Origin of the sequence: Anaerostipes sp. CAG:276, assembly GCF_000432215.1 — a bacterium.
Taxonomy (GTDB): domain Bacteria; phylum Bacillota; class Clostridia; order Lachnospirales; family Lachnospiraceae; genus Anaerostipes; species Anaerostipes caccae.
This window is the reverse complement of record NZ_FR889197.1, coordinates 23,467-50,408: the sequence shown is the minus strand read 5'-3', so window position 1 is coordinate 50,408 and position 26,942 is coordinate 23,467. Positions and strand designations below refer to the sequence as shown.

24 protein-coding genes are annotated in these 26,942 nt (G+C 44.1%); 19 read left to right on the top strand and 5 right to left on the bottom strand.

From position 1 onward, the window contains the following. The first annotated feature begins 2 nt into the window (after nucleotides 1-2). The 9 genes from QVP35_RS10825 to QVP35_RS10785 all read left to right on the top strand — a co-directional run bounded on the left by QVP35_RS10825 (nucleotide 3) and on the right by QVP35_RS10785 (nucleotide 8,111). On the top strand, nucleotides 3-1,031 hold the full coding sequence (locus QVP35_RS10825; protein WP_009288859.1) for a LacI family DNA-binding transcriptional regulator: 1,029 nt from the start codon (nucleotides 3-5) through the stop codon (nucleotides 1,029-1,031). A 316-nt stretch (nucleotides 1,032-1,347) separates the two neighbouring features. Next, entirely contained in the window at nucleotides 1,348-2,361 is a 1,014-nt protein-coding gene (locus tag QVP35_RS10820; RefSeq protein WP_009288858.1) for a Gfo/Idh/MocA family protein, read from the top strand. 11 nt (nucleotides 2,362-2,372) lie between these two features. Further along, entirely contained in the window at nucleotides 2,373-3,290 is a 918-nt protein-coding gene (locus tag QVP35_RS10815; protein WP_009288857.1) for a sugar phosphate isomerase/epimerase family protein, read from the top strand. A 28-nt stretch (nucleotides 3,291-3,318) separates the two neighbouring features. After that, on the top strand, nucleotides 3,319-4,260 hold the full coding sequence (locus tag QVP35_RS10810) for a sugar phosphate isomerase/epimerase family protein (RefSeq protein ID WP_009288856.1): 942 nt from the start codon (nucleotides 3,319-3,321) through the stop codon (nucleotides 4,258-4,260). Nucleotides 4,261-4,273: 13 nt separating this feature from the next. Continuing rightward, nucleotides 4,274-5,680 carry an MFS transporter gene (locus QVP35_RS10805; protein WP_009288855.1) on the top strand — a complete coding sequence of 469 codons (1,407 nt, stop codon included), beginning with the start codon at nucleotides 4,274-4,276 and terminating at the stop codon, nucleotides 5,678-5,680. Between the two features lie 144 nt (nucleotides 5,681-5,824). Next, nucleotides 5,825-6,658 carry a Cof-type HAD-IIB family hydrolase gene (locus QVP35_RS10800; protein ID WP_039930207.1) on the top strand — a complete coding sequence of 278 codons (834 nt, stop codon included), beginning with the start codon at nucleotides 5,825-5,827 and terminating at the stop codon, nucleotides 6,656-6,658. A gap of 63 nt (nucleotides 6,659-6,721) precedes the next feature. Then, nucleotides 6,722-7,180, top strand: a complete 459-nt coding sequence (locus QVP35_RS10795; RefSeq protein WP_009288853.1) for a hypothetical protein — start codon at nucleotides 6,722-6,724, stop codon at nucleotides 7,178-7,180. 182 nt (nucleotides 7,181-7,362) lie between these two features. Beyond that, entirely contained in the window at nucleotides 7,363-7,605 is a 243-nt protein-coding gene (locus QVP35_RS10790; protein ID WP_009288852.1) for a GNAT family N-acetyltransferase, read from the top strand. Nucleotides 7,606-7,670: 65 nt separating this feature from the next. Continuing rightward, nucleotides 7,671-8,111, top strand: a complete 441-nt coding sequence (locus tag QVP35_RS10785) for a GNAT family N-acetyltransferase (RefSeq protein ID WP_009288845.1) — start codon at nucleotides 7,671-7,673, stop codon at nucleotides 8,109-8,111. 538 nt (nucleotides 8,112-8,649) lie between these two features. On the opposite strand, the gene QVP35_RS10780 is transcribed toward QVP35_RS10785, so the two are convergent. After that, nucleotides 8,650-9,255: a flavin reductase gene (locus QVP35_RS10780; protein WP_009288844.1), complete on the bottom strand. Its 606-nt coding sequence runs from the start codon at nucleotides 9,253-9,255 to the stop codon at nucleotides 8,650-8,652. 176 nt (nucleotides 9,256-9,431) lie between these two features. Here QVP35_RS10780 and QVP35_RS10775 point away from each other — a divergent pair, with 176 nt between their 5' ends. The 7 genes from QVP35_RS10775 to QVP35_RS10745 all read left to right on the top strand — a co-directional run bounded on the left by QVP35_RS10775 (nucleotide 9,432) and on the right by QVP35_RS10745 (nucleotide 19,193). Continuing rightward, nucleotides 9,432-10,463, top strand: coding sequence for a LacI family DNA-binding transcriptional regulator (locus QVP35_RS10775; RefSeq protein ID WP_009288843.1), 1,032 nt, complete (start codon nucleotides 9,432-9,434; stop codon nucleotides 10,461-10,463). A 532-nt stretch (nucleotides 10,464-10,995) separates the two neighbouring features. After that, nucleotides 10,996-12,012, top strand: a complete 1,017-nt coding sequence (gene iolC, locus QVP35_RS10770; RefSeq protein WP_009288842.1) for a 5-dehydro-2-deoxygluconokinase — start codon at nucleotides 10,996-10,998, stop codon at nucleotides 12,010-12,012. A gap of 6 nt (nucleotides 12,013-12,018) precedes the next feature. After that, nucleotides 12,019-13,956, top strand: coding sequence for a 3D-(3,5/4)-trihydroxycyclohexane-1,2-dione acylhydrolase (decyclizing) (iolD, locus tag QVP35_RS10765; protein ID WP_050791238.1), 1,938 nt, complete (start codon nucleotides 12,019-12,021; stop codon nucleotides 13,954-13,956). 15 nt (nucleotides 13,957-13,971) lie between these two features. Next, nucleotides 13,972-14,757, top strand: coding sequence for a 5-deoxy-glucuronate isomerase (locus QVP35_RS10760; RefSeq protein WP_009288840.1), 786 nt, complete (start codon nucleotides 13,972-13,974; stop codon nucleotides 14,755-14,757). Between the two features lie 36 nt (nucleotides 14,758-14,793). Further along, on the top strand, nucleotides 14,794-15,945 hold the full coding sequence (locus QVP35_RS10755; RefSeq protein WP_009288839.1) for an iron-containing alcohol dehydrogenase: 1,152 nt from the start codon (nucleotides 14,794-14,796) through the stop codon (nucleotides 15,943-15,945). Between the two features lie 318 nt (nucleotides 15,946-16,263). Further along, nucleotides 16,264-16,413, top strand: a complete 150-nt coding sequence (locus QVP35_RS10750; RefSeq protein WP_288187874.1) for a hypothetical protein — start codon at nucleotides 16,264-16,266, stop codon at nucleotides 16,411-16,413. Nucleotides 16,414-16,502: 89 nt separating this feature from the next. Next, nucleotides 16,503-19,193, top strand: a complete 2,691-nt coding sequence (locus tag QVP35_RS10745) for an InlB B-repeat-containing protein (RefSeq protein ID WP_009288837.1) — start codon at nucleotides 16,503-16,505, stop codon at nucleotides 19,191-19,193. A gap of 58 nt (nucleotides 19,194-19,251) precedes the next feature. On the opposite strand, the gene QVP35_RS10740 is transcribed toward QVP35_RS10745, so the two are convergent. Then, nucleotides 19,252-19,641, bottom strand: coding sequence for a tautomerase family protein (locus QVP35_RS10740; protein WP_006568752.1), 390 nt, complete (start codon nucleotides 19,639-19,641; stop codon nucleotides 19,252-19,254). 192 nt (nucleotides 19,642-19,833) lie between these two features. Here QVP35_RS10740 and QVP35_RS10735 point away from each other — a divergent pair, with 192 nt between their 5' ends. Then, the gene (locus QVP35_RS10735) at nucleotides 19,834-20,571 is read left to right on the top strand and encodes an electron transfer flavoprotein subunit beta/FixA family protein (protein WP_009288836.1); all 738 of its coding nucleotides are present in this window, start codon (nucleotides 19,834-19,836) and stop codon (nucleotides 20,569-20,571) included. Further along, nucleotides 20,568-21,551, top strand: coding sequence for an electron transfer flavoprotein subunit alpha/FixB family protein (locus QVP35_RS10730; RefSeq protein WP_009288835.1), 984 nt, complete (start codon nucleotides 20,568-20,570; stop codon nucleotides 21,549-21,551). Before QVP35_RS10735 ends, QVP35_RS10730 begins: the two co-directional genes overlap by 4 nt. 38 nt (nucleotides 21,552-21,589) lie before the next feature. On the opposite strand, the gene QVP35_RS10725 is transcribed toward QVP35_RS10730, so the two are convergent. From QVP35_RS10725 to QVP35_RS10715, 3 genes are read right to left on the bottom strand one after another with little or no spacing between them, the layout of a single operon-like run. Then, the gene (locus tag QVP35_RS10725; RefSeq protein ID WP_009288834.1) at nucleotides 21,590-22,897 is read right to left on the bottom strand and encodes a GntP family permease; all 1,308 of its coding nucleotides are present in this window, start codon (nucleotides 22,895-22,897) and stop codon (nucleotides 21,590-21,592) included. Between the two features lie 26 nt (nucleotides 22,898-22,923). Then, nucleotides 22,924-24,483: an acyl CoA:acetate/3-ketoacid CoA transferase gene (locus tag QVP35_RS10720; protein ID WP_009288833.1), complete on the bottom strand. Its 1,560-nt coding sequence runs from the start codon at nucleotides 24,481-24,483 to the stop codon at nucleotides 22,924-22,926. A 21-nt stretch (nucleotides 24,484-24,504) separates the two neighbouring features. Next, the gene (locus QVP35_RS10715) at nucleotides 24,505-25,281 is read right to left on the bottom strand and encodes an enoyl-CoA hydratase-related protein (protein ID WP_009288832.1); all 777 of its coding nucleotides are present in this window, start codon (nucleotides 25,279-25,281) and stop codon (nucleotides 24,505-24,507) included. A gap of 308 nt (nucleotides 25,282-25,589) precedes the next feature. Between QVP35_RS10715 and QVP35_RS10710 the strand changes: the two genes are divergently transcribed. Beyond that, a complete protein-coding gene (locus QVP35_RS10710) occupies nucleotides 25,590-26,732 on the top strand; it encodes an acyl-CoA dehydrogenase family protein (protein ID WP_009288831.1) in 1,143 nt (380 codons plus the stop codon). Nucleotides 26,733-26,942 lie beyond the last annotated feature (210 nt).

The window sequence follows — 26,942 nt, the reverse complement described above, 5'->3', positions numbered from 1 at the left end:
GCATGAAGATCACAATTAAACAAATTGCTGAGATGGCCGGGGTGCATCGGTCAACGGTTGACAAAGTATTACATAACCGCGAGGGTGTCAGTGAAGAAGTACGGCAGAGAATTCAGAGGATTATAGAGGAATATGACTACAAGCCAAATCCGATTGGACAGGCGCTCAAAATGCAGAAGAAAACCATTCGGATCGGCATTATATTGTTAAAAGTGGATGCGGAAGAGATTGTCCGAGAAGGGATTGAGCGGGAATTGGGTTCCTATCAGTCTTTTAATGTACAGACGGATTATCACAGCGTTCTGTATCCGGATATCAAAGGGCAGCTGAAACTGATCCACCAGATGATTGAGGAAAAGGTTGACGGTATTATCTTGAGTCCCATCAATTCTGAGGAAATTGTCAATGCGATTAACTACTGTATGAGTATGAAGATTCCTGTGGTCACGGTGAATTCAGATATTAAAGGAAGCCAGAGATTCTGCTTCATCGGACAGGATGGCAGCAGGGCAGGCAGAGTTGCGGGAAGGCTGATGGGAGAATTCCTGAATGGAAAAGGAAACGTGGCGGTGCTGACAAGTGATGGGGATACACGGCAGTCCTTTTTTTTCGACAAGAGAGAGGGAGGATTCCGGGGGCTGTTAGAGGATGAATATCCAAAGATTCACATGTTAAAGAGCATACGGACGGATGAGGACCCGGATATTATTAAAGAAGAGACAAAAAAACTTTTGGACAGAGAGAAAAAACTGGATGGGATTTTTATCACCTGCGGGGGTGTAAAAGAAGTAGGAAGAGTCTTAAAAGAAGAGAAGAGAGAAGATATTAAGGTGATATGCTATGAAGATTATCCGGAAGTCCTTCATTTAGTGAAAGAGAGGGTAGTGGATGTGACGATTGCCACAGAGCTGAAAAAACAGGGGGGACGGGCCCTTAATGTGATGATGGATTACCTGGTTTACGAAAAAAAACCGCCGCGTAAGCACTTGTATACCGAGATAAAGATTATATTAAAAGAATGTATTGAATAAAAAAGAGCTCTGAAATCCATAAGATTGGGTTTTGGAGTTCTTTTTTAGTGACGGCAGTCGACAGCAGCGGAGAAAGAGTACGAGCTCTTTGTAATATCAGAGAAATATCTCATAGATTTTAAATAAATCAATTATTATAAAAAGAAGGTAGGAATGAAATAAACTTTATTGGTAAATTTCTATAATATTTAAATGAAATTATTGTTAAATCTGTTCATTGTGTTTTGTAAAAAAACTGTTATAATGAATTTATAGATAAAGAGCACGAGCTCTTAAAAATATGTCAATAAATAAATGTTAAGAAGGAGAACGAACTATGAACAACAAAGAATTAAGAATTGGAGTCGTTGGGGTGGGTGCTATCGGGAGGACTCACATTGAGAGGATTAACAATCAGCTGCAGGGAGGTAAGGTTGTCGCGTGTTCGGACGTAAATGTAGAGTTCGGTAAAACAGTTGCAGAAAAATTTGGGTGTGATTTTTATGCAAATGGGGAAGAAATGATTGTTTCCGGAGATATCGATGCAGTGATCGTCACGACCATAGATCCGTACCATGAGCAATACGTGACAGCTGCAATCAAAGCCGGAATTTATGTGTTCTGTGAAAAACCGCTGGCTCCGGAGGCAGAAGCATGCCGACGGATTGTGGAGGAGGAGATCGCCGGGGGCAGACAGCTGGTCCAGGTAGGATTCATGAGAAGATACGACCATGGATACCGCCAATTAAAAGAGGCAATCAAGAATCGTACATACGGCGAACCGCTGCTTCTGCACTGTGCACACAGAAATCCTTCTGTAGATGAAAGCTATGACACCCCAATGGCGGTAGAAAATTCCATGATCCACGAGATTGATGTGATCCGCTGGCTTTTGGATGAAGATTATGAGACGGCAGAAGTGGTTTTTGCAAAAAACACAAGGAGAACCCATGCAAATCTGATGGATCCGCAGGTTATGATCCTGACTACAAAATCAGGAGTAAGGATTGATGTGGAAGCCTTTGTAAATACAGGGCACTGTTATGACATTAAATGTGAAGTGTGTTGTGAAGATGCAATCTTAAATCTCCCGGAACCTTCTAATATTGAGGTGTGTGCCAATGCTGTCCGGGGTCATGCAATCCACAGTGACTGGTCCACCAGATTTGTAGATGCCTATAATGTGGAAATCCAGGAATGGATCGATGCAACGAAGGAAGGAAGGGTGGACGGCCCAACTGCATGGGATGGATATGTGGGACAGGTAACAGCTAAGGCCGCTTCTAAAGCAAGGGATCAACATACTGTTGTAAAAATTGAAATGGAAGAAAAACCAGAGTTTTATAGATAAGGAGGTCAAGAATGAAAATAGCATTTGACGTGGATGTGCTGGCAAAACAGATGGATATCAACCGGATGGTCCACCAGGCAGCGGACTGGGGCTACAAATACATCGAACAATCCCCGCATCCGAGGATCAATCCATTCTATAAACATCCCCTGTTTTCCAAAGAATGTGAGACGGAATACAGGAAAGCACTCAAAGAGACCAGAGTGGAGATCTCCTCCTTTATCGTAGTGTACCGCTGGTCCGGCCCTGCAGAAGAACAGAGAAAGATGGCAGTAGCCAACTGGAAACGGATGATCGAAATCGCTGTGGATATGGGTGTGCCCGTGATCAATACAGAACTCTCCGGAGATCCGAATCAGCAGGAGATCTGCAACGGCATGTGGTACCGGTCCATGGAAGAACTGCTGCCGATCATTGAGAGGGAAGGACTCCGGGTGGAGATCCAGTCCCATCCGTATGACTTTTGTGAGTTAAACAATGAGACCTGTGATTTGGTGAAATCTTTCCGGTCTCCGAACCTTGGATATGTATACTCTTCTCCGCACGGATTTTTCTATGACGAGGGAAAAGGTGACGTGAGATCCATGTTAAAATATGCGGGAGAAGAACTGACCCATGTGCTGTTTGCGGATACATTCAATCAGACTCTGGACTGCCGTTATATCGCGAACCCGCCATGGTTAAACGGCCGCGGAAAAGCCGATGTGACGATCCACCAGCATTTGGCAATGGGAGAGGGAGACGTGGACTTTGAGGGGATCTTTGAGACCTTAAGAGACATGGACTTTGCAAACCGGCAGTTAAAAGAAGATGCACCGAAAGCGGGAGGAGACAACATCGCATGCGTATCCATGTTCGGATTTCCGGAAAAGATGGAGAAGCAGGCACCGGAGGCAAGGGAACGCATTGAACGGGAACTGTTAAAATAAATAACAGAGAAAAGAAAGGAAAAAAATTATGAAATTAGCTCTTTGCACAGACGTATTAGGAGATTTATCATTTACTGAAATGCTGGATAAGGTGAAAGAATTAGGAATTGAGGCTGTGGAGATGACAGCAGGAGGCTGGGGAGGATGCTGCCATGTACCGACACAGGAACTTCTTGAGGATGACGATAAACTGGCTGCATACAAAGCGGAGATTGAAAAAAGAGGAATGGAGATCGCTGCTCTCAATTGTTCCGGAAATCCTCTTTCACCAGCTAAAATGGGAGAGTTACATACAAAGTCTATTTATGATACTGCAGTACTGGCCGGCAGACTGGGAGTTGAGAAGCTAGTCATGATGTCCGGACTGCCTGCGGGCGCACCCGGAGATAAAACTCCGAACTGGATCACATCCACAGTGTCATGGCCGGATTATATGGAAGAAACTGTCCGCTATCAGTGGGAAGATGTAGCGATTCCTTGGTGGAAGAAGTTTGTGGAGCACTGTAAGGAACAGGGTGTAAAACAGATTGCAATCGAAGAATTTCCGTGCCAGCTGGTTTACAATCCTGAGACGCTTCTGAAATTAAGAGATGCCGTCGATCCGATGATCGGTATGAACATGGATCCTTCTCATCTGATCGCGATGGGAGCAGATCCGATCGCTGCGGTACGTGCGCTGGAAGGATGCATCTATCACGTACATGGAAAGGATGCCAGGATTGAACGGGGGCTGTGTGATGTCAATGGACTGGCCGAGTATAAGCCGGTGACAGATACAAAGAACCGTACATGGAATTATGTTGCCGTGGGATGCGGGCAGGATCTTCAATGGTGGAAGGAATTCTTCTCTGTATGCCATATGATGGGATATGACGGACATGTATCACTTGAGATGGAAGACCTTACTATGAGTGTGGAAGCTGGGCTGAGCACTTCAATTGATGCCTTAAATCAGACGATCAGCAAATAAGAGAGGTGAAGGAATGAATCTCAACGGATATAACAAATGGACTCAGAAAGACCGGGTTACGGGTTTTGAAAAGTTCGCATACGGATGCGGGGAAATTTCTACAAATATTGTGTTCACGATCGCTACCAGTCTTCTGGTTATGTTTTATACGGATGTTGCCCATGTTTCGCCGTCTGTCATAGGAATGATCATTGCCATCTCTCAGGTATTCAACGGAGTGTCGGATATTACAGCAGGATTTATCGTGGACCGCACCAGATCTAAATATGGGAGGGCCCGCGTCTGGATGCTGAGGATGTCCATTCCGTACGCCATTGCAGCGATTCTTCTGATAACAGTTCCACAGATCGCACCGATGGCCCAGGCTGTCTATATCTTTATTACCTACAATCTGATGCTGACAGTAGTGTATACCCTGTTTCAGCTGCCGTTTGCCACAACCATGACTTATATGACAAGAAGTCAGGATGAGAGGGCGAAGATCAATATTGTCCGCATGGCGATGAGCCCGATAGGAAATATCCTTGTTACCCTGCTCTTTACGAGAATTCTCGGAATGATGCCGGGAGGAGGGATGGACTCTCAGAGAAACTGGGTGATACTGACTGCCATTTATGCGATATTTGCAGCTGCCATGATGCTGTTCTGCTTTGCTTCCGTAAGGGAACGTGTTGTGGTAAAAGATGATATGGCGGGCGAGAAAATCCCGCTGAGAAAAGCAATACCTGCGTTGTTTAAGAATAAATACTTTGTTATGCTGTTTCTTTTCTTCGTGTTTTTCGCAATGTACCAGACGTTTTCGGGGACAATGGCTACCTATTACTGTAAATGGATCGTAGGTGACACGAATATCATCGGAAATGTAAATACAGCATGTTATGGAATTACGATCATTGCTACGCTGCTTCTTGGAAGGATCATGGATTTTACTACTAAGAAGAACTGGTGTATGCTGGGCGCTCTGTTTATCATCGGAGGCTCACTGATCCTTCTGCTGAATCCTACGAGCATTGCTCTTGTTACCTTCGGCGGGCTGCTGAGAGGGATTGGTATGACACCGATCCTTGGGATGATTTTTACAATGATTGCTGACTGTATTGAGTACGGACAGTGGAAAACAGGACTTCGTACCGCCGGTGCCATACAGTCAGCTGTCACTTCGGGCCAGAAGTTTGGCCAGGGAATAGGATCAGCTCTCATAGGCTTTATAATGGAGGCGAATACATACAGCGGAAACGCATCATCCCAGAGCGCACAGGCACTGAGCACCATATCCAATCTTTTTATTTATGGAATCGCGGTGCTGGGAGTTATTATGATTTTTATCCTGTGTTTCTATCATCTTGATAAAGAATACCCGAAGGTGATGAAAGAACTGCTGGATAGAGAAGCAAAGATTGAGCTGAAAGAAGAAAAATAAAATTGTCTAATTCATATGTTTGTTAGATTGTATATAGGAAAAGACCTCCCTGCAGTAGAAAATCAGCGGGGAGGTCTTTCGCTGTTATTTATTCTGCGGTATAATGAAACGGAAAACATGCTGAAAAGAACAGTGGGGGACGGGATGAAAGAACGAGAAATTAAACTGATTGCCATGGATATGGACGGTACACTTTTGACAAGCGGCAAGGAAATTACAGAACATACAATAGAAGTTTTAGAAACCGCGATGGACAGAGGGATTCAGATTGTCCCTGCAACCGGAAGGTCAGTGAACGGGCTTCCGAAAGAGCTGACGGATCTTGAGAGAATGAGATACTGTATTCTGAGCAACGGAGCCAGAGTCTATGACCTGCACCAAAAAAAATCAATCTACAAAAATCAGTTTGAGACGGACCAGATTCTTAAGCTTCTGAAAGATGTGAGACCGTATCATGCTTTCCGGAGCATAGCTAAGGACGGAGAAGTGTACTGCTATAAGGAAGAACTGGACAGACTTGAGTCGTTTCACCTGGGAGAATATTCTGAGGAGATGATACGTGCATCCAGAACGCCGGTAGAAGATCTCAAAGAGTATATCGTACAGGAAGGCGGAACTTCAGAAAAGATGACGCTGTTTTTTGAAGATCAGGAAGAGCGGGCAAAAGCGAGAAGAGAATTGACGGAAAGCGGATTATATACGGTTGTGGCCTCTCTGAAAAATAATCTGGAGATTTCCCTTGATTCATGTAATAAGGGAGACGCGCTGGCTCACCTGATGGAACATCTGGATTTAAAAAAGGAAAACATCATGGCCTGCGGAGATGCAGAAAACGATTATGAAATGATTAAGGCGGCAGGGATCGGAGTTGTCATGGAGAACGGCACAGATGAGATGAAAGAGATCGCAGACTATATAACAGATGACCACAACAGTGATGGGGTGGCCAAAGCCATTGAAAAACTGGTGCTGAATTAAAAAAATTAGAGATATGAAAAGTTTGTAACAGATATTATTTATTTTTGGAGGAGGCGTTAGAATATGCAGAATTTTTTAGAAGCACTGATAAGCGAAAGAAAAAATACAGCACTGCCTGAAGAATATGATTATTTTGGGAAACTGATCGGCAGCTGGAAAATTCATTATGTTGACAATAATAATCCTTTTGCAATTGAAGGGGAATGGCACTTTTCGTGGGTTCTTGAAGGGATGGCAATTCAAGATGTTATTATCCTGCCAGATTATGAATATGGAACGTCGCTTCGTATTTATAATCCCGAGACACACGCATGGGATGTCGCTTATGGTTACACTGGAAAAATAATAAGGCTTGAAGCAAGAAAACAAGACGATATGATAGTTCTTACATACATTGATGATAAGAGAAGAAAGTGGGTTTTTACCAGGATTGAGGACCATAGTTTTCATTGGCAGAATGTTACCGTAAAAGAAAATGGAGAATGGCATATCAATGCGGAAATGAATGCTGAGCGAGTGTAATAAGTATAACATTTTCTACATGATTAGTATTTCTTATATAAAAGCAGCCATTGACGGATCAGGAGCAGATAATAACTAAATAGAGAGGAATACACAGTGTCAAAAAATCAAGTTATGATTAGACGTTTTCATGCAGAAGACAAAAGCCAGCTTTTTGCTCTTCTTGAGCGAGAGGGAGAGGAATGGAGCAGCTTTGCGGCTATATCCGCTGCCGAGACGACGATGGGTTTGGTGTTTACGTTTATGACCTCTTGGTGGATAAATCTCATCGCGGCAAAGAATTTGGCAGACTGCTGATGGAGCAGGTATGCAATGATTTTTCTGGCAAAGAGATATATGTTCTAAGCGGTAACAACCCTTATTATGAAAAGCTGGGTTATGCTATTGAGGGAACAATTTATATTGTAAAACCAAAGGTGCAATAACTCTTATATGCTATGCTTTGGGGTAAATGCTGTACCCGATAAATTAGAATTTACGGAGGGATGTAGTGCATATACGAAAAATTACAGACAAAAAGAAAAATTATATAGACTTGTTATTGCTGGCTGATGAATCGGAAAATATGATAGACGAATACCTTGAACGTGGCGAAATGTTTATTTTGGATGATAATGGTGTGAAAGCTGAATGCGTAATTACACAAGAAGATGATGGTATCTACGAACTCAAAAACATTGCGGTTTTGCCTGATTACTGGCGAAAAGGATATGGAAAAAAGCTGATACAATTCCTGTTTACTTATTGTTTTGACTGCAATGCATTGTTTGTTGGAACTGGTGATTGTTATTCGGCACTTTCTTTTTATAAAAACTGCGGTTTTAAAGAATCACACAGAGTAAAAAACTTTTTTACAGATCATTATGATCATCCTATGTTTGAAGACGGAGTTCAGTTAGTAGATATGGTTTATCTGAAATGGGAACCATAAACGCCGGTTTGCCGAATCGAAAATATGAATTAAGATGCAAACAATGCATAATCATATATTGTTTAAGTATAGTCAAAAGCAGTCTAATACAGAAAATGATGACTTACTCTTGATCACAATCGTTGCAGAACGATAAATTAGAATTTGTGGTGATAGAAAATGACAATAAACGAAAAGTGCCCTTGTAAAAAAACAAAATGTGAGTTTCATGGCAAATGTGATGAATGCAGAAAACATCATGCTAATTCTAAAAGGCCAAGACCCTGTGAAAGAAAGACAACAGGGTTAAAGAACATAATCAGCAGATAAATTTCAGTTTTTCGAATGGAAAATATGAACTAAGATATAAATAAAGCACAGTCAAAAGCAGCCAGAAAAAATCTGGCTGCTTTTTTAACAAACGAAGCTATGAGCTTTCTTAACAATCGCTGAAAACCCCTTTTGTTCAAGAAATATCATTCCGTCAGACATTATATCCATTTTCTTCATAATTGGAGTGAAGCATTCTAAGAGCCGAACCGAAATCATGCAGAAAATGTCATACGATGCGCTCGAAATCAGAAGCCCCATGTTTGCATATAGGGCATATGAAATCAGCGGGGAGGTCTTCTCCCTCATAAATATAACCGCAGATCTTACACCGCCATCCTGTCTTTTTTGTTTCTTGAGGCTGCGGTTTAATGTGCTTATGGTAATAGGCATAGGTAACAGAAGGAACTTGTGATAAAACTTCTCCGCCAGTAACGTCGGCGATAAACATGGTGTGCGTGCCCAAATCCACAGTTTCAGCCACTGAAGCACTGAGAAAAGCATTGGCATACTTATTCAGATATATGATCCCGTTGGAGGAACGCGCATACTCTGTAAAATTTTCTAATTTATCTACATCCCGCCCGCTTTGGAATCCAAAATGCTTAAATATTTCAAAAGGCACTTCCTCAGAAAGAATGGATACATTGAAGGAACCGGTATCCCGGATCATATCGTGAGTAAAATTGCCTTTATTAACTGCCACAGAAATACGGTTAGGTGTTGTGGTAACCTGCTGTACGGTATTTACAATACAGCCGTTATCCTTTTCTCCGTCTTTTGCGGAAAGAACGAACAGGCCGTAGCTTAACTGAAACATTGCTGCTTGATTCATAATAAATCCCCTTTCTATACTTGATTATTATACTCAATATACTCAGAGTATAATCCATTTATGCATGATTTGCAATGGCGGAACAGGGATTATCCTTTACTTTTATAGGCGGTGAGGTTATAATTAAAACAAATGCGTGCAATGTGTCAAAAAATGAGAAAAAGTGAGGAAAGCACATGGCAGGAACAATCAAAGAAATAGCAGAGCGTGCCGGGGTGTCCAGGGGAACGGTAGACCGGGCGTTGAATAACCGCGGCAGGATCAAGCCGGAAGTGGCGGAACGGATTTTGACAATCGCCAAGGAGCTGGATTACCACTCTAATAGGAAGTCCAAAAAGAACACGCAGGAATCGGTTAAAAATATAAAGATAGGAGTGATCACCCAGCTTTCCGAAGCTTCTTTTATGATTCCTGTCAAAGCAGGGATCCGGGATGCGGAGAAAGAGCTTGAGTATCTGGGTGTGGAGCTTTTATTAAAGGATATAGAATCAGTAGATGAAACAGCTCAGATAGAAGCCATTGATGAGCTTGAGACAGAAGGGATTGACGGTCTCGCGATCATGCCGGTACAGTCAGAAGCTGTCCGGGAACGGCTGAACCGTCTCATGGAAGAGAAAGAAATTCCGGTGGTGACGTTTAATTCTGATATTGTAGGTACGAAACGTGCATGTTTTGTGGGACTGGACAATAAAAAGAGCGGGCGCACTGCAGCAGGCCTTATGGGGATGCTGACGAGGGGAAAGGGAAAAGTCCTTGTGATCACAGGATTTTTTACGAACAGTGTAAACAGTCTCCGTGTAGAAGGATTTGTCCAGGAGATCAAGAATTCATATCCCGATTTGGAGCTGCTTGGCGTACAGAGCAGTTTTGATGAGACGAAGGAGGTGCAGAAGATCATTGAAAATACAATGGCGATCGCACCGGATCTTTCAGGGGTTTTTGTTGCATCCGGCGGACAGGCAGGAGTCTGCCTGGCTTTTGAGAAGCTGAAACCACAGACACGCCCATATGTGATAGTGTATGATGCTACACCCAAAAATGCGAAAGCTCTGAAAGAAGACAGATACGACTTTCTGATTGATCAGGAAGGCTACGAACAGGGATACCGGCCTCCGAATCTTCTGTATAACATGATCCGGAAGGGAGAGATGCCGGGGACGGACCATATCTATACAGATATAAAAATAAAAAATAAGTATAATGTATGAGTTATTCACCACTATTTCCGTCGCGCTTTTGAAATGCGCTCCTCCAATAGTGGTAAATAACTTTCGAAAAGTGGCACCTTTTTTGACAGAGGCCCTTCTCCAACAGACATTACGTCCATTTTCTACATGATTGGAGTGAAGCATTCTAAGAGCTGAACGGAAATCATGTGGAAAATGTCATACATTTTATTCCCCAACAGCCAATTTATATGTAGAGATCTTGCTTATATAAAATAATCGATGAATTGGAATATATTCTTAGACAATAAGTGTGTATTCCGATTTTTTTTGTTGTTATGCGTGTTAATGCGTGTCATAAAATTGTGCAATAATACCCAAGAAGTGTGTATACATTTGTGAAATGTAGCAAAAAGGATCTTTTTTATAAAAAGTGCTTGCACACAAATAGCGTGCGTGGTAATATAAGCACATAAAGAAAAGCACATAAAAACGCATTTAAAAAAGCAAGGAAAATAATAAAACACGCAAATAACACGCAATATGCGCGGAAAGTTAAACTGAGGTGAAAGTTATGAAGTATGTTGAATTTGACCAGACAAGACCAATGGATTTAGTGCTCATCGGAAGGGTGGCCATCGATTTTAACCCGGTGGATTATTTCCATCCATTATCTGAATGTACCACATTCAAAAAGTACGTGGGAGGGTCTCCGGCAAACATCGCAGTGGGTATTACGAGACACGGAAAGAAAGCCGGATTTATCGGCAAGGTTTCTGATGACCAGTTTGGGGATTATGTAGTGGATTTCTTTGATAAAGAAGGAATTGACATATCCCATATTACAAGATGCACAAATGGAGAGAAACTAGGACTTACTTTTACTGAAATCCTTTCCAGAGAAGAAAGTAGTATCCTGATGTACCGCAACTGTATTGCGGACTTACAGTTATCTGTAGATGACATTGACGAAGAATACATAAAAAATACAAAAGCTATCCTTGTTTCTGGAACTGCTCTGGCAGAAAGCCCATCCAGAGAAGCGGTGCTTAAAGCTGTGATGCTTGCCAAGAAAAATGACACAAAGATTATATTTGATATAGACTACAGAGAATATAACTGGAAAAATTCTGATGAGATCTCAATCTACTACTCTCTGGTAGCCAGAGAGGCAGATATCATCATGGGATCAAGGGAAGAATTTGATCTGACTGAAAAATTGATCCAGCCGGGCAGAACAGATAAAGAATCTGCAGAAGCCTGGAACAATGAGAATGCAAAGATCGTTGTCATCAAACACGGCAAAAAAGGATCTACAGCATATACCAATGATGGAAATGACTACTCTATCAAGCCGTTTCCTGTAGAAGCTTTAAAAGGTTTCGGCGGAGGAGACGGGTATGCATCCGGATTCTTATATGGAGTGTTTGAAGGATGGGAAATGATCGAGTGTCTGGAATTCGGAAGTGCAGAGGCAGCTATGATGGTAAGAAGCCATTCATGTTCTGAGGAACTTCCAAATCCACAGGAAGTAAAAGACTTTATCCGTGAAACAAAAGAAAAATATGGCGAAATGATTGCGAGAGTATAGGAGGATATGAAAATGAGTACAACCAGAATGACAGTAGCGCAGGCTCTTGTAAAATTCCTTGACAATCAGTATGTGGAATTTGACGGGAAAGAGACAAAATTTGTAGAAGGTATTTTTACCATCTTCGGACACGGGATCGCCGTTGGATTAGGGGAAGCATTGGACAGCAACCCGGGAAGCTTAAAAGTTCTCCAGGGAAGAAATGAACAGGGTATGTGCCATGTTGCAACAGCTTATGCAAAGCAGAACAATAGAAGAAAGATCATTCCATGTGCGTCTTCTGTAGGGCCAGGGGCAGCAAACATGGTGACAGCAGCAGCTACAGCAACCGTTAACAATATCCCGCTTTTGGTGCTGCCTTCCGATACATTCGCCACAAGACAGCCGGACCCGGTACTTCAGCAGTTGGAGAAAAGCGACAGTCTTTCAACGACAACAAATGATGCGTTCAAACCGGTCTGCAAATATTGGGATCGGATCATCCGTCCGGAACAGCTGATGACAGCGATGATCAATGCAATGCGTATCCTCACTGATCCGTCAGAGACAGGAGCTGTCTGCATCGCTCTTTCACAGGATGTAGAAGGAGAGTCATACGATTTCCCAGACTACCTGTTTGAAAAACGAGTACACAGGATCACAAGACCGTGTGCAGTGAAAGAAGAGATCGAGGACATTGTAAATGTGATCAAAGAAGCGAAACATCCATTGGTGATCGTAGGCGGAGGCGTAAAATATTCAGAAGCAGGAGAAACTGTAGAGAAATTCTGTGCAGATTTTAATATTCCGTTCGGAGAAAGCCAGGCCGGAAAAAGTGCATGCAAATCCAGTGATCCATACTGCTTGGGAGGAATCGGGGTTACAGGAACCTTGGCAGCGAACACCATTGCTGATGAGGCGGATGTAGTCATTGCTGTGGGAACCAGACTCTCTGACTTTACTACAGGCTCCAAAGGCCAGTTTAAAAATCCTGATGTCAAGATGGTAACGATCAATAACAATAAATACCATGCATACAAGATGGATGCAGTGAAAGCAGTGGGTGATGCGAAAGCTACATTGGAAGCGCTCTCAGAAAGACTGAAGGAAGAAGGGTATAAATCTTCTTATACAACAGAAATCCAGGATGCCAAGGCTGCATGGGAAAAAGAGATGGACCGCCTTGCAAATATCGAATATACTGGAGAGGACTTCGAACCTGAGATCAAGGCAAGAGATCCGCGTACAATTCCTGAGTTTGTAAAATTGACCGGAGGGCTTATTACACAAACAGCAGCTCTCTGTAAGATCCGTGAAGTCATTGACGAGGATGCAAATATTGTCACTGCAGGAGGAAGCCTTCCGAGCTGTATGCAGAGGATCTGGACCACAGACAAACGCGGCGGCTACCATGCTGAATATGGTTATTCCTGCATGGGCTATGAAGTTGCAGGCGCTCTCGGTGTAAGAATGGCAGAGCCGGAAAACGAATCTTATGTGGTAGTGGGGGATGCGAGTTTCCAGATGCTGCACAGCGAGATCATGACAGCAGTGCAGGAAAAACAGAAGATCAATATCCTTGTCTTTGACAACTGCGGATTTGGATGCATCAACAATCTTCAGATGAATCATGGTGTGGGAAGTCTTGCGACAGAGTTCAGATACCGTGACGAAAACAACGAGATCAAAGGGAATCTGATCCCGGTTGACTATGCAAAAATCGGAGAAGGATACGGTCTGAAAACATACAGTGTAAGAACGATCAAGGAATTGGAAGAGGCACTGATCGATGCAAAGAAACAGGACACAGCAACACTGATCGACTTAAAAGTAATTCCTAAGACTATGACAGACGGTTATAAATCCTGGTGGAATGTTGGCATTGCGACTACTTCTGTGAAAGAAAGCGTGCAGAAAGCATGTGAGGGAGTATTAGAGGGCCGCGCAAAAGCAAGACAGTATTAGAAAAGAGGTATGACAATGGGAAAAGTATTCGGCTATCCTGAGTTTGATGCAAATGGGGAAAAGATTTTAACAACTTACGACAATGAATATAAAGAAATGCTGATGGACATCCGCGTCTTCCGCCTGAGTGCGGGAGATGTGAAGACCTTCTGCAAAAAAGAAGAAGAGACTGCGGTTCTATTATTAAAAGGTGATGTGGTATTTTCATTTGACGGGACCTCAAAAGAAGTGACAAGAAAAGACGTATTTACAGAAGGACCGTGGGCTGTACATATCTGCAAAGATGCAGAAGTTACTGTGGAAGCAAAGGCAGACTCCGAGATTCTAGTTCAGTCAACCATGAATGAAAATACATTTGACAGCAAACTGTATGCACCGGAAGATGCACCGTGGGGATATTCCTGTGCAGGTAAATTCGGAAACGTGGCAAAACGCCGTGTCAATACAATTTTTGACCATGACATAGCTCCGTACTCCAATATGGTTCTTGGAGAAGTATTAAATGACCGCGGAAATTGGTCAGGATATCTCCCTCACAGACATCCGCAGCCGGAGACCTATTACTTCCTGTTTGACCATCCGGAAGGATTCGGTGCGAGCTTTGTAGGAGACCAGGTATATAAGAGCACAGACGGAAGCTTCTCAGCGATACCGGGAGGAGAACTCCATCCCCAGGCAGCTGCACCGGGATATCAGATGTACACCTGCTGGATGATCCGTCATCTCGACGGAAATCCATGGCTGCAGACAGACAGAAATGAAGATGAACGCTATGTATGGCTTCATGACGCAGAATTTTAATTTGTAAAATATAAGAAAGCATAGGAGGATAAGAACATGGCAAGAGAATTTATCGCGCCGGGCCAGATCTACACTGGTGAAGGTGCACTTGATATGGCAGAAGAAAAATTAGGGACGCTCGGTAAAAAAGCACTGATCGTTACAGATAAAGTGATGGTGGAGCTGGGAAATGCAGCAAAAGTTGAAACTGCATTAAAAAACCAGAAGATTGAGTATGTGATCTACAGCGAGATCAATGGGGAACCGACAGATACTATGATCGAAGGCGGCCTTAACCTTTACAAAGAAGAAGGATGTGACTTTATCGTAGCTCTCGGGGGAGGAAGCCCGATCGATTCCATGAAAGCCATCGGGGCTTTAGTGAGCAACGGCGGTCAGATCTCAGACTATATGGGAAAGGTGATTACAAAAGCGGCACCAAGCCTTGTAGCGATCCCAACCACAGCAGGAACAGGTTCTGAGGCAACTCAGTTTACGATTATTACCGATACAAAAAATGATATCAAGATGCTGCTGAAAGGTGCTGTCTTAATGCCTGACCTTGCCATCATTGATCCTCAGTTTACAATGACTGCGCCGCCTAAAATCACAGCTGCCACAGGACTTGATGCCCTCACTCATGCAGCAGAGGCTTATACATCCAAACTGGCGCAGCCGTTATCCGATACATTTGCGCTTTCAGCCATCAAGAGAATCTTTCAATATCTTCCTATCGCATTTAAAGACGGAAAAAATGTCGAGGCAAGAGAGCAGATGTCCATTGCAGCACTGGAAGCAGGGATCGCCTTTAACAATGCATCCGTTACTTTGGTTCACGGAATGAGCCGTCCGATCGGCGCCATGTTCCATGTTGCCCACGGACTGTCCAACGCAATGCTCTTGAAAGAATGTTTTGTTTATGCATTAGACGGTGCATATGACCGCTTTGGAGAGCTTGGAAGAGCCATCAATGTGGCTGCAGAGACAGACTCTGACCAGGCTGCAAGCGAAAAATTCCTTCAGGCAGTTGTCGATATCTGTGATGAATTAGAGACTCCGTCTTTAGAAGAATACGGAATCAATAAAGAAGAATTCTTCGATGTGATTGACAAAATGGCTAACGATGCCATGGACAGCGGAAGCCCGTCCAATACCAGAAAAGCGATTACTGCAGAAGATGTTAAAGAAATTTACCGCAATCTGTGGTAAATCCTAACGCAGTAAGTACGTGCGTTTAACGTACTTAAATATAGATGAATGCAGATTTATGCCACTGAAACTCCTAAAAAATGAAAACAATCAAAAGATATACTTAAAGCCAAACCCTCCAATACCTGGCTTAAAATGAATTGTTATGTATTTATCTGCATGATAAGAAGCATGGACCTTTATTTCTCCTGGGTCCATGCTTTTTTAATAAAAAATTTTTTGATCTAACCCTTTTGTTAAGACAACATTCTTATAAAGACAAAATTTATTTATTGCCAGAAAGAGCGCGCTGAAAGGCAATGGAAAGGATGATAAAGAATGAAGAAACCATGGGAGAGACGGATCGTGGCGGCCGCACTGATTCTAGCTGTGGGAACCGGAGCCGGAACAATTTTGAGAGCAGAAGAACAGGAAATGCCTGGAAAATCCGGGGGGGGGGGATTTACGGAACTGAGGTACAGGAATTAACCCGGGAACCGGAACAGACAGAAACAAAAATAGCAGCGAGCACGGAGAAAATTCCGGAGCTGAAGGAACCGCTTAAAGATGAATCCGAATTGAAATCTGACGAGAAATCAGAAAAACAGAGGAAGCATGCAATAAAGAAAGCAAAAGATGGGCAGGTCGTTCTGGATGTAAGCAGGGGGAATATCCGGATCACTGCCTCCGGTGCGTTGATAGGAAGTACCCCGGCGGACAGCGGTGTCCTGAATCCTCAGGGATACCGGATCACCGGAAAGACAACAACATATAATATTGTCGTTGAGCCAAAAGTGAAGACAGATCTTACATTTGAAAATGTTGATATCTCCTGTGCTGCGACGGACAGTCTGAATGTTTCTCACGCAGATGTGACGGTCACGCTGATTGGGAAAAACCGTCTGTACTGTACAAAAGAACAGAGCAATGCGCTTACAAAGGACGGCATGGACGGAAGTCTTACACTGAGGTGTGAATACAGCGGACAAAAAGGGCATAAATGCGATGCAGACTGCGGAAGTATCACGGTACAGGGCGTGGGGTATCACGTGGGAGCTTTGGGAAACAGCATAAAGAACCGCACAAATCCGAAGGAGTCCGGTTTTTGTGATTTTACGATCGAAGGAGGCAATATTACGGCTCTTGGAGGCGGACACTGCCCGGCGATCGGTGCTGCCTGCTGGACGGAACACTATGTTGCATCAAGTTATGCCAAAGATATTTATATCAAGGGAGGAAATGTAGAAGCCATAGGAACAAGCCATGGTTCCGGGATCGGATCAGGATATGGGACGAAAGTCGACGGAGTTTACATCAGCGGAGGGGTTGTCAAAGCCCGGGGAGGAGAAAACGCCCCGGGAATCGGCGCTTCTAAAGGAGATGCCAATGATTCTATGATCACACGCAATATCCGTATCAGCGGAGGAGACACGGTCGTGACAGCCGTCGGCGATTCCAAGTCAAACATGCCTGGGATCGGATCTGCGGCAGGAAACGAAAAGGTATCGGGGGTTACGGCTGCACCGGAAACCGGTTATCAGGGATACGTACAGGATGGGACATCTCTGACGGACTTTATATTTACAGAGAACACCCCGTTTGCAGCGGAGAGTTCTTTTTCTGTGGGAAACTTTTTCACACAAGTATATTTTGGACCGTTCAGGGACAGCAACAGTATTGATTCTGCAACAAAAGAACAGATTGGCGCAAATCATGTCATCAGCAGGACAGGCGGAAAGGAATTTAGCCGGGAACAGATCAGGACGCTGGCGAAAGTCACTGCAAAAGACAAAAACGGAAATACTATAGATGACCAGAAATTGCTTCTGGATGACGAAAGCCAGCTTAGTGCGGTCAATCAGGCTAAGAAGGAAGGAAAGACAGGGGATTTTTTTCTGACTTTCCGTACGGAAAGTGGTACAAAGGTGACAGTCACAGTTTCATTGAGAAACAACGGTACGGATGCGCAGGATTATAAAGAAGATGATCCGATTTCGCTGATCGGAGCCAACCATTTTGAAAAAGACAGCGGAGGAGATCCGTTTACAGAAGAACAGCTGAAACAGTATGGGCAGGTAAAAGGGAAAGATCAGGAAGGAAATAATATAGAACTGAAAGATTTTCAGCTTGATCAGGAACAAGTGCAGAAGATTAACAAGACGAAGGCAGATGGAAAATCCGGAATTTTTGATCTTACTTTTTCGGCTCCGGACGGTGTTTCTGTTACGGTCAAGGTAACGTTAAACGGTACGTTTGATGAAGCCGAAGAGAATCCTGACAATGGGGAGATTATCAAGGCTAAAAATATCATAAGCAAAACCGGAGGAGAGGCATTTACAGAGGAACAGCTAAAAGAGATTTCCAGGGTAAAAGCAGAGGATAACACGGGTCAGAAGATTGCTTCGGAAGACATTGGATTTGCGGATTTGGAAGAAGTCAAATGTATCAATGATGCTAAAATAGCAGGTGAGATTGGGGAATATCCGCTTACGTTCCGGACGCCGGAGGGAACAGATGTGAAGATTACCGTTTTTCTGCGTCAGAAAGGCAGTGACAGCGCAGATTACGGCAAAGAAAATATCAATCCGTTTATCGGCGCCAATGATGTGGTTTTGGAAACAGGAGGAGAACAGCTTGCCGTAAAAGATATGATTGATTTATGTGAGGCAAAGGGCAAAGATCAATATGGCGACAATGCAGAACTGTGCGTTGACGAAAAGCAGCTTCAGATAATCAATGAGGCTAAGGCAGCAGGAAAGACAGGTACTTTTGATTTCACATTTGTAATAGAGGGAGGCAGTGCCTCAGTCAAAGTGACATTGATCGGAAGCCATGTGGTAAGTTTTGATCCCAACGGCGGCGAAAATGCTACGCGGGACCAGATCATTGAAGGCGGAAAGACAGCGGTAGAGCCAAAGGACCCTGTAAGAGAAGGCTATACATTTAAAGGATGGTATGTTACAGATGATGATGGCAGAGAAGTACTATGGGATTTTAACATGCCTGTCCATCAAAATATGGTATTAAGAGCAAAATGGGAGATCACACCGGAAGAAGATCCGGCTGACAGTGAAACCGCTTCAGAAAAAACGGAGACAACAGACCGGGAGAGTGGGAATACGTGGGAATACAGAGAGGTAGATGACAAGAAAAAAACAAAGAGAGCTGTTGCGGAGACGAACGACGGGGAAAAAGAATCTCTGCTGTTTTTATGCACAGTTTCAGCAGCGGGGATGGCGTGCGGACTTTGGAGAAGAACAAAGAAATAAACTTGCAGACAGGCAGTCAATGTTCTTTTAGTGGCTGCCTGTCTGGGCTCTGAGTAATTTAGAGGTCTCCGGTCAGAAACTGGGCTTTCCCGAATCCGAAACTCCAGTCGGCATCGCTGTTTTCTGTTATGGAGACGAGCAGGTCTTTTGGCGGAATCCCGCAGTTTACATTTAGTCTTTCACAGAGCAGGGAGTAAAGTTTTTCTTTTTTCTCCCGGGGTCTCTGTTTGCTTGTGACACGGACCACGATTTGATCCTTTGTGCGCTCAAATCCAAGGCCGGTATCTAGGAGGATCATTTCTTCCGGATCGTGCTGACTGACGATCTGATAGCGGTCCCGCTCCGGTATTTCAAAGGCTTCAACCGCACATTCGTGAATGGTATCCAAAATATTTTTCAGTCTTTTTTTATCATCTTGTTTTTGTAAGTCTACTTGAATCAATGGCATAACAGAATCCTCACTTTCTATCGTTGACAGATAAAAATAATGGTGGTAATATAACAGTAACAATTAATTAGCATACGAACTAATGGGATGCAAATTAATTTGCATGGGTATCATAGCACAGCAGTTTTTCAGAGTCAACAACTTTATTTGAAATAAACTTCGGATTAAGGCTGGGAAGGGAGTGAAAAAAGGTTGAACATATTGGTTTATTTAAAAGAAGTTCCGCCAAAAGAGGAACAAGTGAAATATCAGACTGCGGAAGGGATCAGCGACAGTGATAAAAATGTTTTGAAAGAAGCTCTGAATCTGAGAGATCAGGAGGGGGGCACAGTGACAGCCATGGTGATCGGGCCGCCGGAAGCAGAGAAGACTGCGCGGGAGGCTTTGACATGGGGAGCGGACAGAGCGGTTCTGGTCCTTAAAAAGGAAACAGGAGATATCAGCCACAGTGCAAAACTGCTTGCCGGGGCGATAGAGGCAGAAGATATGTTCGACATTATCCTGTGCGGCCGTCAGGCCATTGACGGGGATGCCGCCCATATGGCGGCCATGACGGCATTTTTCCTGAAGATTCCTCTGATTGCCTATTCAAAAAAAATGAAAGTTTCAGACAAGAAAATATTTAATTGGTGTATGGCTGGAGAGGGAACAGAGCGGACAGAGAGTTCTTTGCCTGCCCTGGTTCTCTCGGTAAGAGAAGACAATGCGCTGAGACACCCGAATGTTGCTGACATTATGTCCGCATATGCAGAGAGTACGGTGATTCCTGTTTTGAAAGGTGAACAGGGGAAAACAAAAAAGATCATAAAACAGGTTCGGGAGTATATACCGGATGAGGCGCCGAAAAACAGACAGATGCTGACCGGCAGAGACGAGCAGGAGCTGGCGGAAAAGCTTTGGCAGCTGATCAAAGAAAAGGAGGCCGTATGAAGAAAACATCAAAAATTTTGATCATAGGAGAGATACAGAATCAACATGCGGCCCACGTGACAGTTGAGCTTCTGGGAGAAGGCAGGAAGCTGGCAGATTCTCTGGATGCAGAATTGATTTTGACAATCGTGGGAAATGATGTCGAAAAAACATGTAAGGATCTTCTCAGGTATCCCGCAGACCGAATCATAGCGGCGGATCATCCAAGTCTTAAACAAAAGCAGCTGGAGACTCACAGCAGGATTCTGTATGAGATTGTTAAGGAGCAGAAACCGGATATGATTCTGGGAGGGGCAACGTTGTTCGGAAAGACACTGCTGCCGACTCTGGCCGCCATGCTTGGAACAGAAGTGATGACGGATGCTGTCGGATTGGAGATTGACAAGGAAACAGGGAAACTGCTGGTAACTAAGCCTGCTTTTGACGGGAAGAGCATGTCTGTGGTTTCGATGCCGGAGGTTCCTGTGCAGATGGCGCTGGCAAAGCCGGGAGTATTTAAAAAGGCCTGTGAGACAGACGGCAGACAAGGAAAGTTTACTGCGTTTTCGGCAGACTGGCTGCAGGAGATAACAGAGAGAAAAAGAACACTGGATCTTATAAAAGAAGAAAAGAAGATTTCCCTGGAAGATGCACATATCATTGCGGCCGGGGGAAGAGGGCTGAAAGGTCCGGAGGGATTTCGGCTGCTTTTACAGTTCGCCGAAAGGATCGGAGCACAGGCCGGATGCACAAGGCCGTGTGTGGATGCAGGGTGGATGCTTCCGGAGCAGCAGATCGGACAGACAGGGTGTATAACGAAACCGGACATTTATATAGCATTTGGAATTTCCGGGGCGGTTCAGCACATGACCGGAGTCAGGGCCGGGACAGTGATCGCAGTGAACAGTAACCCGAATGCAGCTGTTTTTAAATACTGCGATTATGGCATTGTGGGAGATGCAAAAAAGATATTGGAAGAATTTTTGAAACTGCCGTTGTAAAAAAGAAGACCCGGAGGACCGGATCTTCAATGTTAAGTTTATAGTCCAAAAGAAGCTAAGACGATAAAGATTCCGCAGGATATAAATGGTATGATAATCTGCGTAACCGCAATATCCCAGTAAGCTTCTTTATGGGTCATTTTACAAATGCCGAGCAGTGTGATCTGCGCTCCCTGATGAGGAAGTGTATCTAAAGTACCGGCTGCGATGGCGGAAATCCTGTGCACATAAGGCAGCGGGATTCCCATTTTAATATAGGTAGACTTCAAAGCATTAAAGGCAACCCCCATACCGCCGGAAGCAGAGCCGCAGGCTCCTGCACAGACAGCCACGGTGATCATTACAAACACCAGAGGAGGCATGCTCATGTCTTTCAGAGCGGCAACCAGGTCGGTAAAGCCCTGGGTTTTCTGTACAACGCCTCCAAAACCTACAACGATTGCAGTATTTAAGATAGCAACGCCGGAGTCAGAAGCACCTTTGTTAAATACGTTGATCCATTCGTTGATGCCCTTGATCCTGTTAAACATCAGAATGGTTGCCAGGGCTACACCTGCAAATACAGATGTCTCCACAGGAAGCTTCACGATGTTGAAGAGCACCAGAATGAGCACAATCGGAAGGACAGCGATAGCAACGTGGGGAAGATTTTTATCTTCATCGATGGCCATCTCTTCTTCACTCAGCTGATATTTTAAGGACTTATCGATAAAACGATATCCCTTTTTCGTAAACTTTCTTGCCCGCATTTCCAGCCAGACAAAAATCATGATAAACATAGCCGCAGTCGTGATCAGAGATGGAACAAATGCGGCTGTTGCCGGTGTGCCAAGATTATCCATGGCAATGACATTCTGAATAGAAGGAGAACCGGGACCGCTCATGGACCAGGTCCAGCATCCGGCAGAGATTGCGGCCGGGATGAGCCTTCTTGTAAGATTCGCTTCCTTGAATAAGTTTAATGCGATTGGATAGATAACAAAAAATACAACGAAGCCACTGACTCCTCCAAAGGTCAAAAGACCGGTGATGATCATGATGATCGGTGCCACGAATTTTCCGCGGCAGAGCCCTGCGATCGCTCTGGCTATGGATTCTGCGGCTCCGGTATATTGATAAACGGAGCCGAACAGTGCGCCGACAAAGAATACGAGAAAATACTTTGTCACGTAGTCGGATGCTGCAGGCATAAATGCATTTTTCAGCGAGTCCAGGATTGGAAGCCTGGAGCAGATAACCACGAAGATCGTGACAAGCGGAGCCAGGATCAGGGCACTCATCTGTTTAAAAGCTAAGACTCCGAACAGGACAATCGCCAGGACTAAGACTAAGATTTGTAAATTCACAAAAACCCTCCTTTATTTGTGGATTGCTAATCGTGTTTCAGACCCATCAGCTCATCTCTGAAAATTCTTTCATCCATAAGCTTTGGCGTACCGTCCATTTTAGGAGTGAATCCCATATGGTCGATGATCTGTGTTTGGATATCGATGCCAGGGGCAACTTCTGTCAGATAGACACCGTCTTTTCTCAGTTCAAAGACAGCGCGCTCTGTGATATAGAGAACCGGCTGGCCGACTTTATTTGCGTACTCGCCGCTGAACGTAATCTGTTCTACCGTGTCCAGGAACTTATTAGATTTTCCTTCCTGATCAATGATAAGCTTTCCATCTTTTACAGACGTTTTTAAACCGCCGGCAGTAAAGGTTCCGCAGAAGTAGCAGCGTTTTGCATTCTGAGTAATGTTTACAAATCCGCCGCAGCCTGCAATCCTCGGACCGAACTTGCTGACGTTGATGTTTCCGTCTTTGTCTGCCTGTGCAAGGCCTAAGAATGCATAGTCAACTCCGCCTCCGTCATAGAAATCAAACTGGTACGGCTGGTCTAAAATACATTCGGGATTGACGGAACCTCCAAATTTGGCTCCTCCCTGAGGCACGCCGCCGACAGGCCCTGCCTCTACGGTCAGAGTCATATAATCTCCGATGCCTTCCTCATTGGCAACCATAGAGATATATTCAGGAATACCGATTCCTAAGTTGACCACGGTATTTTCCGTCAGTTCCATGGCAGCTCTCCGGCCGATGATCTTTTTTGCGGAAAGAGGAGGATATTCAAGGCTGCTTAAAGGAATACGGAAGTCTCCGGTCATTGCACCGTCATAGTCACATCCTACACACTGTTCGTGGTCTTGCATATTTTCCACTTCCACGACTGCATCCACATAGATTCCGGGGATCTTGACTAATTTTGGATCTAAGGTACCGTCTGCGACGACCTTTTCCACCTGCACCACAACTTTTCCGCCGCTGTTCTTCACTGCCTGAGCCATGGTTGTGACTTCTGTTGTACAGCATTCATGGGAAAGTGTCACGTTGCCGTGCTCGTCAGCATATGTACCCCGGATGAATCCGATGTTCAGCGGAAAAGATTTATATAGTAATTTATCTTCTCCTAAGATTTCTACCACATCTACGATGTCCTCGGTCGTAATGTCATTTAATTTGCCGCCTTCAATGCGCGGGTCGGCAAATGTATTTAATCCCACATGAGTGATCACGCCGGGTTTGTGACCGGCGATGGCACGGTAGAGCTGTGCCAGAGTGCCCTGCGGCAGATTGTATCCTTCAATTTTGTTATCAAGGACCAGCTGTCCAAGCGTCGGGACCATGTTCCAGTGTCCGCCGATGACACGTTTGGTCATTCCTTCGTGGGCAAAATGATCCGCACCGCTTCCGTCACGGTTTCCCTGGGCAGCAGCGTAAAATAAAGTCAGGTTTTTCGGAGAACCGGTTTCCAAAAATCTTTTTTCCAGAGCTTTTGTAAGGGCTTCCGGCATTCCGCTGGCAACAAATCCGCTGGTAGTGACGGTTGTATTATCTTCTACCAGGGCAGCGGCCTGATCTGCTGTAATAATCTTAACTTTTCCCATAGTTTTTCTCCTTCATTTATTTTAGAAATCTTTTAAATCTGCTTTGCGTTTTTCAAGAAATGCAGTCATACCTTCTTTTTTATCTTCCGTAGAAAATGCGAGTCCGAATAAATCTGCTTCTAATGTAAGTCCGCTGCTTAAATCGGTGTCCATGCCTGTGTTGATCGCTTCTTTTGCAAGAGAGATTGCATAGCTTCCTTTGGACATGATCTTAGCTGCCATCTTTTTGCAGTAATCAATCAGTTCTGCCTGAGGAACTACCTTGTTTGCAAGTCCGATCCTGTAAGCTTCTTCGGCGTCGATCTGGTCACAGGTAAAGATAAGTTCTTTTGCACGTCCTTTTCCGACTAAGCGGGAGAGACGCTGTGTTCCTCCGAATCCCGGGAGGATTCCGAGTCCTGTTTCCGGCTGTGCGAATCTTGCATTTTCTGCGGCTACACGGATATCACAGGCCATGGAGATCTCACATCCGCCTCCGAGAGCATATCCGTTGACAGCGGCGATCGTTACCTGAGGCATTGTCTCTAATTTAAGGAATGCTTCCTTTGCCAGCAGACCCATCTGTCTTCCTTCCGCAGGAGTGGCATTGACCATTTCAGAAATATCGGCTCCGGCTACAAATGATTTTTCTCCTGATCCTGTAAGGATAACGACTCTGATGTCCTTGCGGCGGGAGATCTCGGAAAAGCACTGGTCTAATTCTGCTAATGTCTCACTGTTTAAGGCATTTAAAGATTTTGGTCTGTTGATTGTAACTACTGCGATCTCGTTTTCTACTTCCATTAATAAATTGTTCATTCTAAATCCTCCTTGAAATGACATATACATTACACTTAATCAGCTCTTGTTAGAAAATTAACATATTGGCGTGCAAATATTTAGGATACAAAATATTATTTATGCTTCTAATATGGACTATATTTGCGTGTTTGTCAATGGTTTATCAATATATTTTATTTAAATTGTATAATTCTATAAAAGATTATAAAAGTTTATTGACAATATGCACAAGAGGTGATATATTTAGCTTACAAAATATTAGTATGCAAATATAAGGAAACAAAATGGTAAATTTATGTTAAGTTTGGTGAAAGGAGTGATTATTTATGAATTTTGAATTAACGGAACAGCAGGCAGCCATTCAGGAGACAGCAAGAAACTTTGCTCAGACAGAGTTACAGCCGGGAGTGCTCGAGAGAGATGCCAACAGTGAATTTCCGGTAGATCTCTATAAGAAGATGGGAGAACTGGGACTGATCGGACTTCCTTATCCGAAAGAAGTCGGAGGCCAGGGAGCCGATTACCTGTCTTATGTATTGGCAGTGGAGGAGATCTCTAAAGTAGATGCTTCTGTGGGTATTTCTTATTCTGTATCCACTTCTTTATATGGAGGAAGCATCATGAACTCTGACGCTCCGGTCGAGAAAAAGAATGAATTTCTGGCGCCGGTATTGTCCGGACAGCACTTCGGATCTTTCGGACTCACGGAACCAAATGCGGGATCTGATGCGGGCGGATGTGTAACCGTTGCTGAAAAAGACGGGGATGAGTACATATTAAACGGTATGAAGTGTTTCAATACGAATGGACCTTTAGCCGATTATACGGCAGTATATGCCCTGACGGAACCTGAGAAAAAAGCCAAGGGACTGTCCTGTTTCGTGGTGAAGAAAGGAACTCCCGGATTTTCAGTGGGCAAAGTGGAAGACAAGATGGGAATCCGTTCCGCACAGGTTTCAGAGATGATCCTGGAAAATGTACGGGTGCCGGCAGAAAATATGATCGTTCCTTCCGGAGACGGATTTAAACTGGCTATGAAGACTCTGGACGGAGGCCGTATCGGTGTTGCCGCACAGGGACTTGGAATTGCAGAAGGTGCATTTGAGATTGCAAAAGAATACTTAAAGACGAGAGAGCAGTTCGGCAAACCATTATACAGGAACCAGTATCTTGCATTTAAGATGGCGGAACTTGAAATGGAAATTGATGCCGCAAAACTCATGCTTTATAAGGCTGCTGCCGACAAACAGGAAGGAAGACGATATTCTATTCCGGCCGCAAAGGCAAAATACCTCTGTACAGAGGCGGCAATGCATGTGACAACAGAGGCGGTGCAGATGCTGGGCGGAAACGGTTATATGAAGGGATACCATGTAGAGCGCATGATGAGAGACGCCAAGATTACTCAGATCTACGAGGGAACCAATGAAATCCAGAAGCTGGTTGTGAGCGGAGCGATTTTCAGATAGTCTGTTTTTGGAATATGAATCCTAAGTTTTCAGGGATGTCAATTATGGCATCCCCTTTTCATGCTTTACAAGGATGACTTTGCTTTAGGATAAAAGCCTTAAAATTATAGTATGTCTTCTTGACAGAAGTTTTTGTAACAGATATGATGAAATATATAGTATGCAAACAGTTTGAAGTGTTTGCATGTAGTTTTGTGTAGGAGGGAAAAG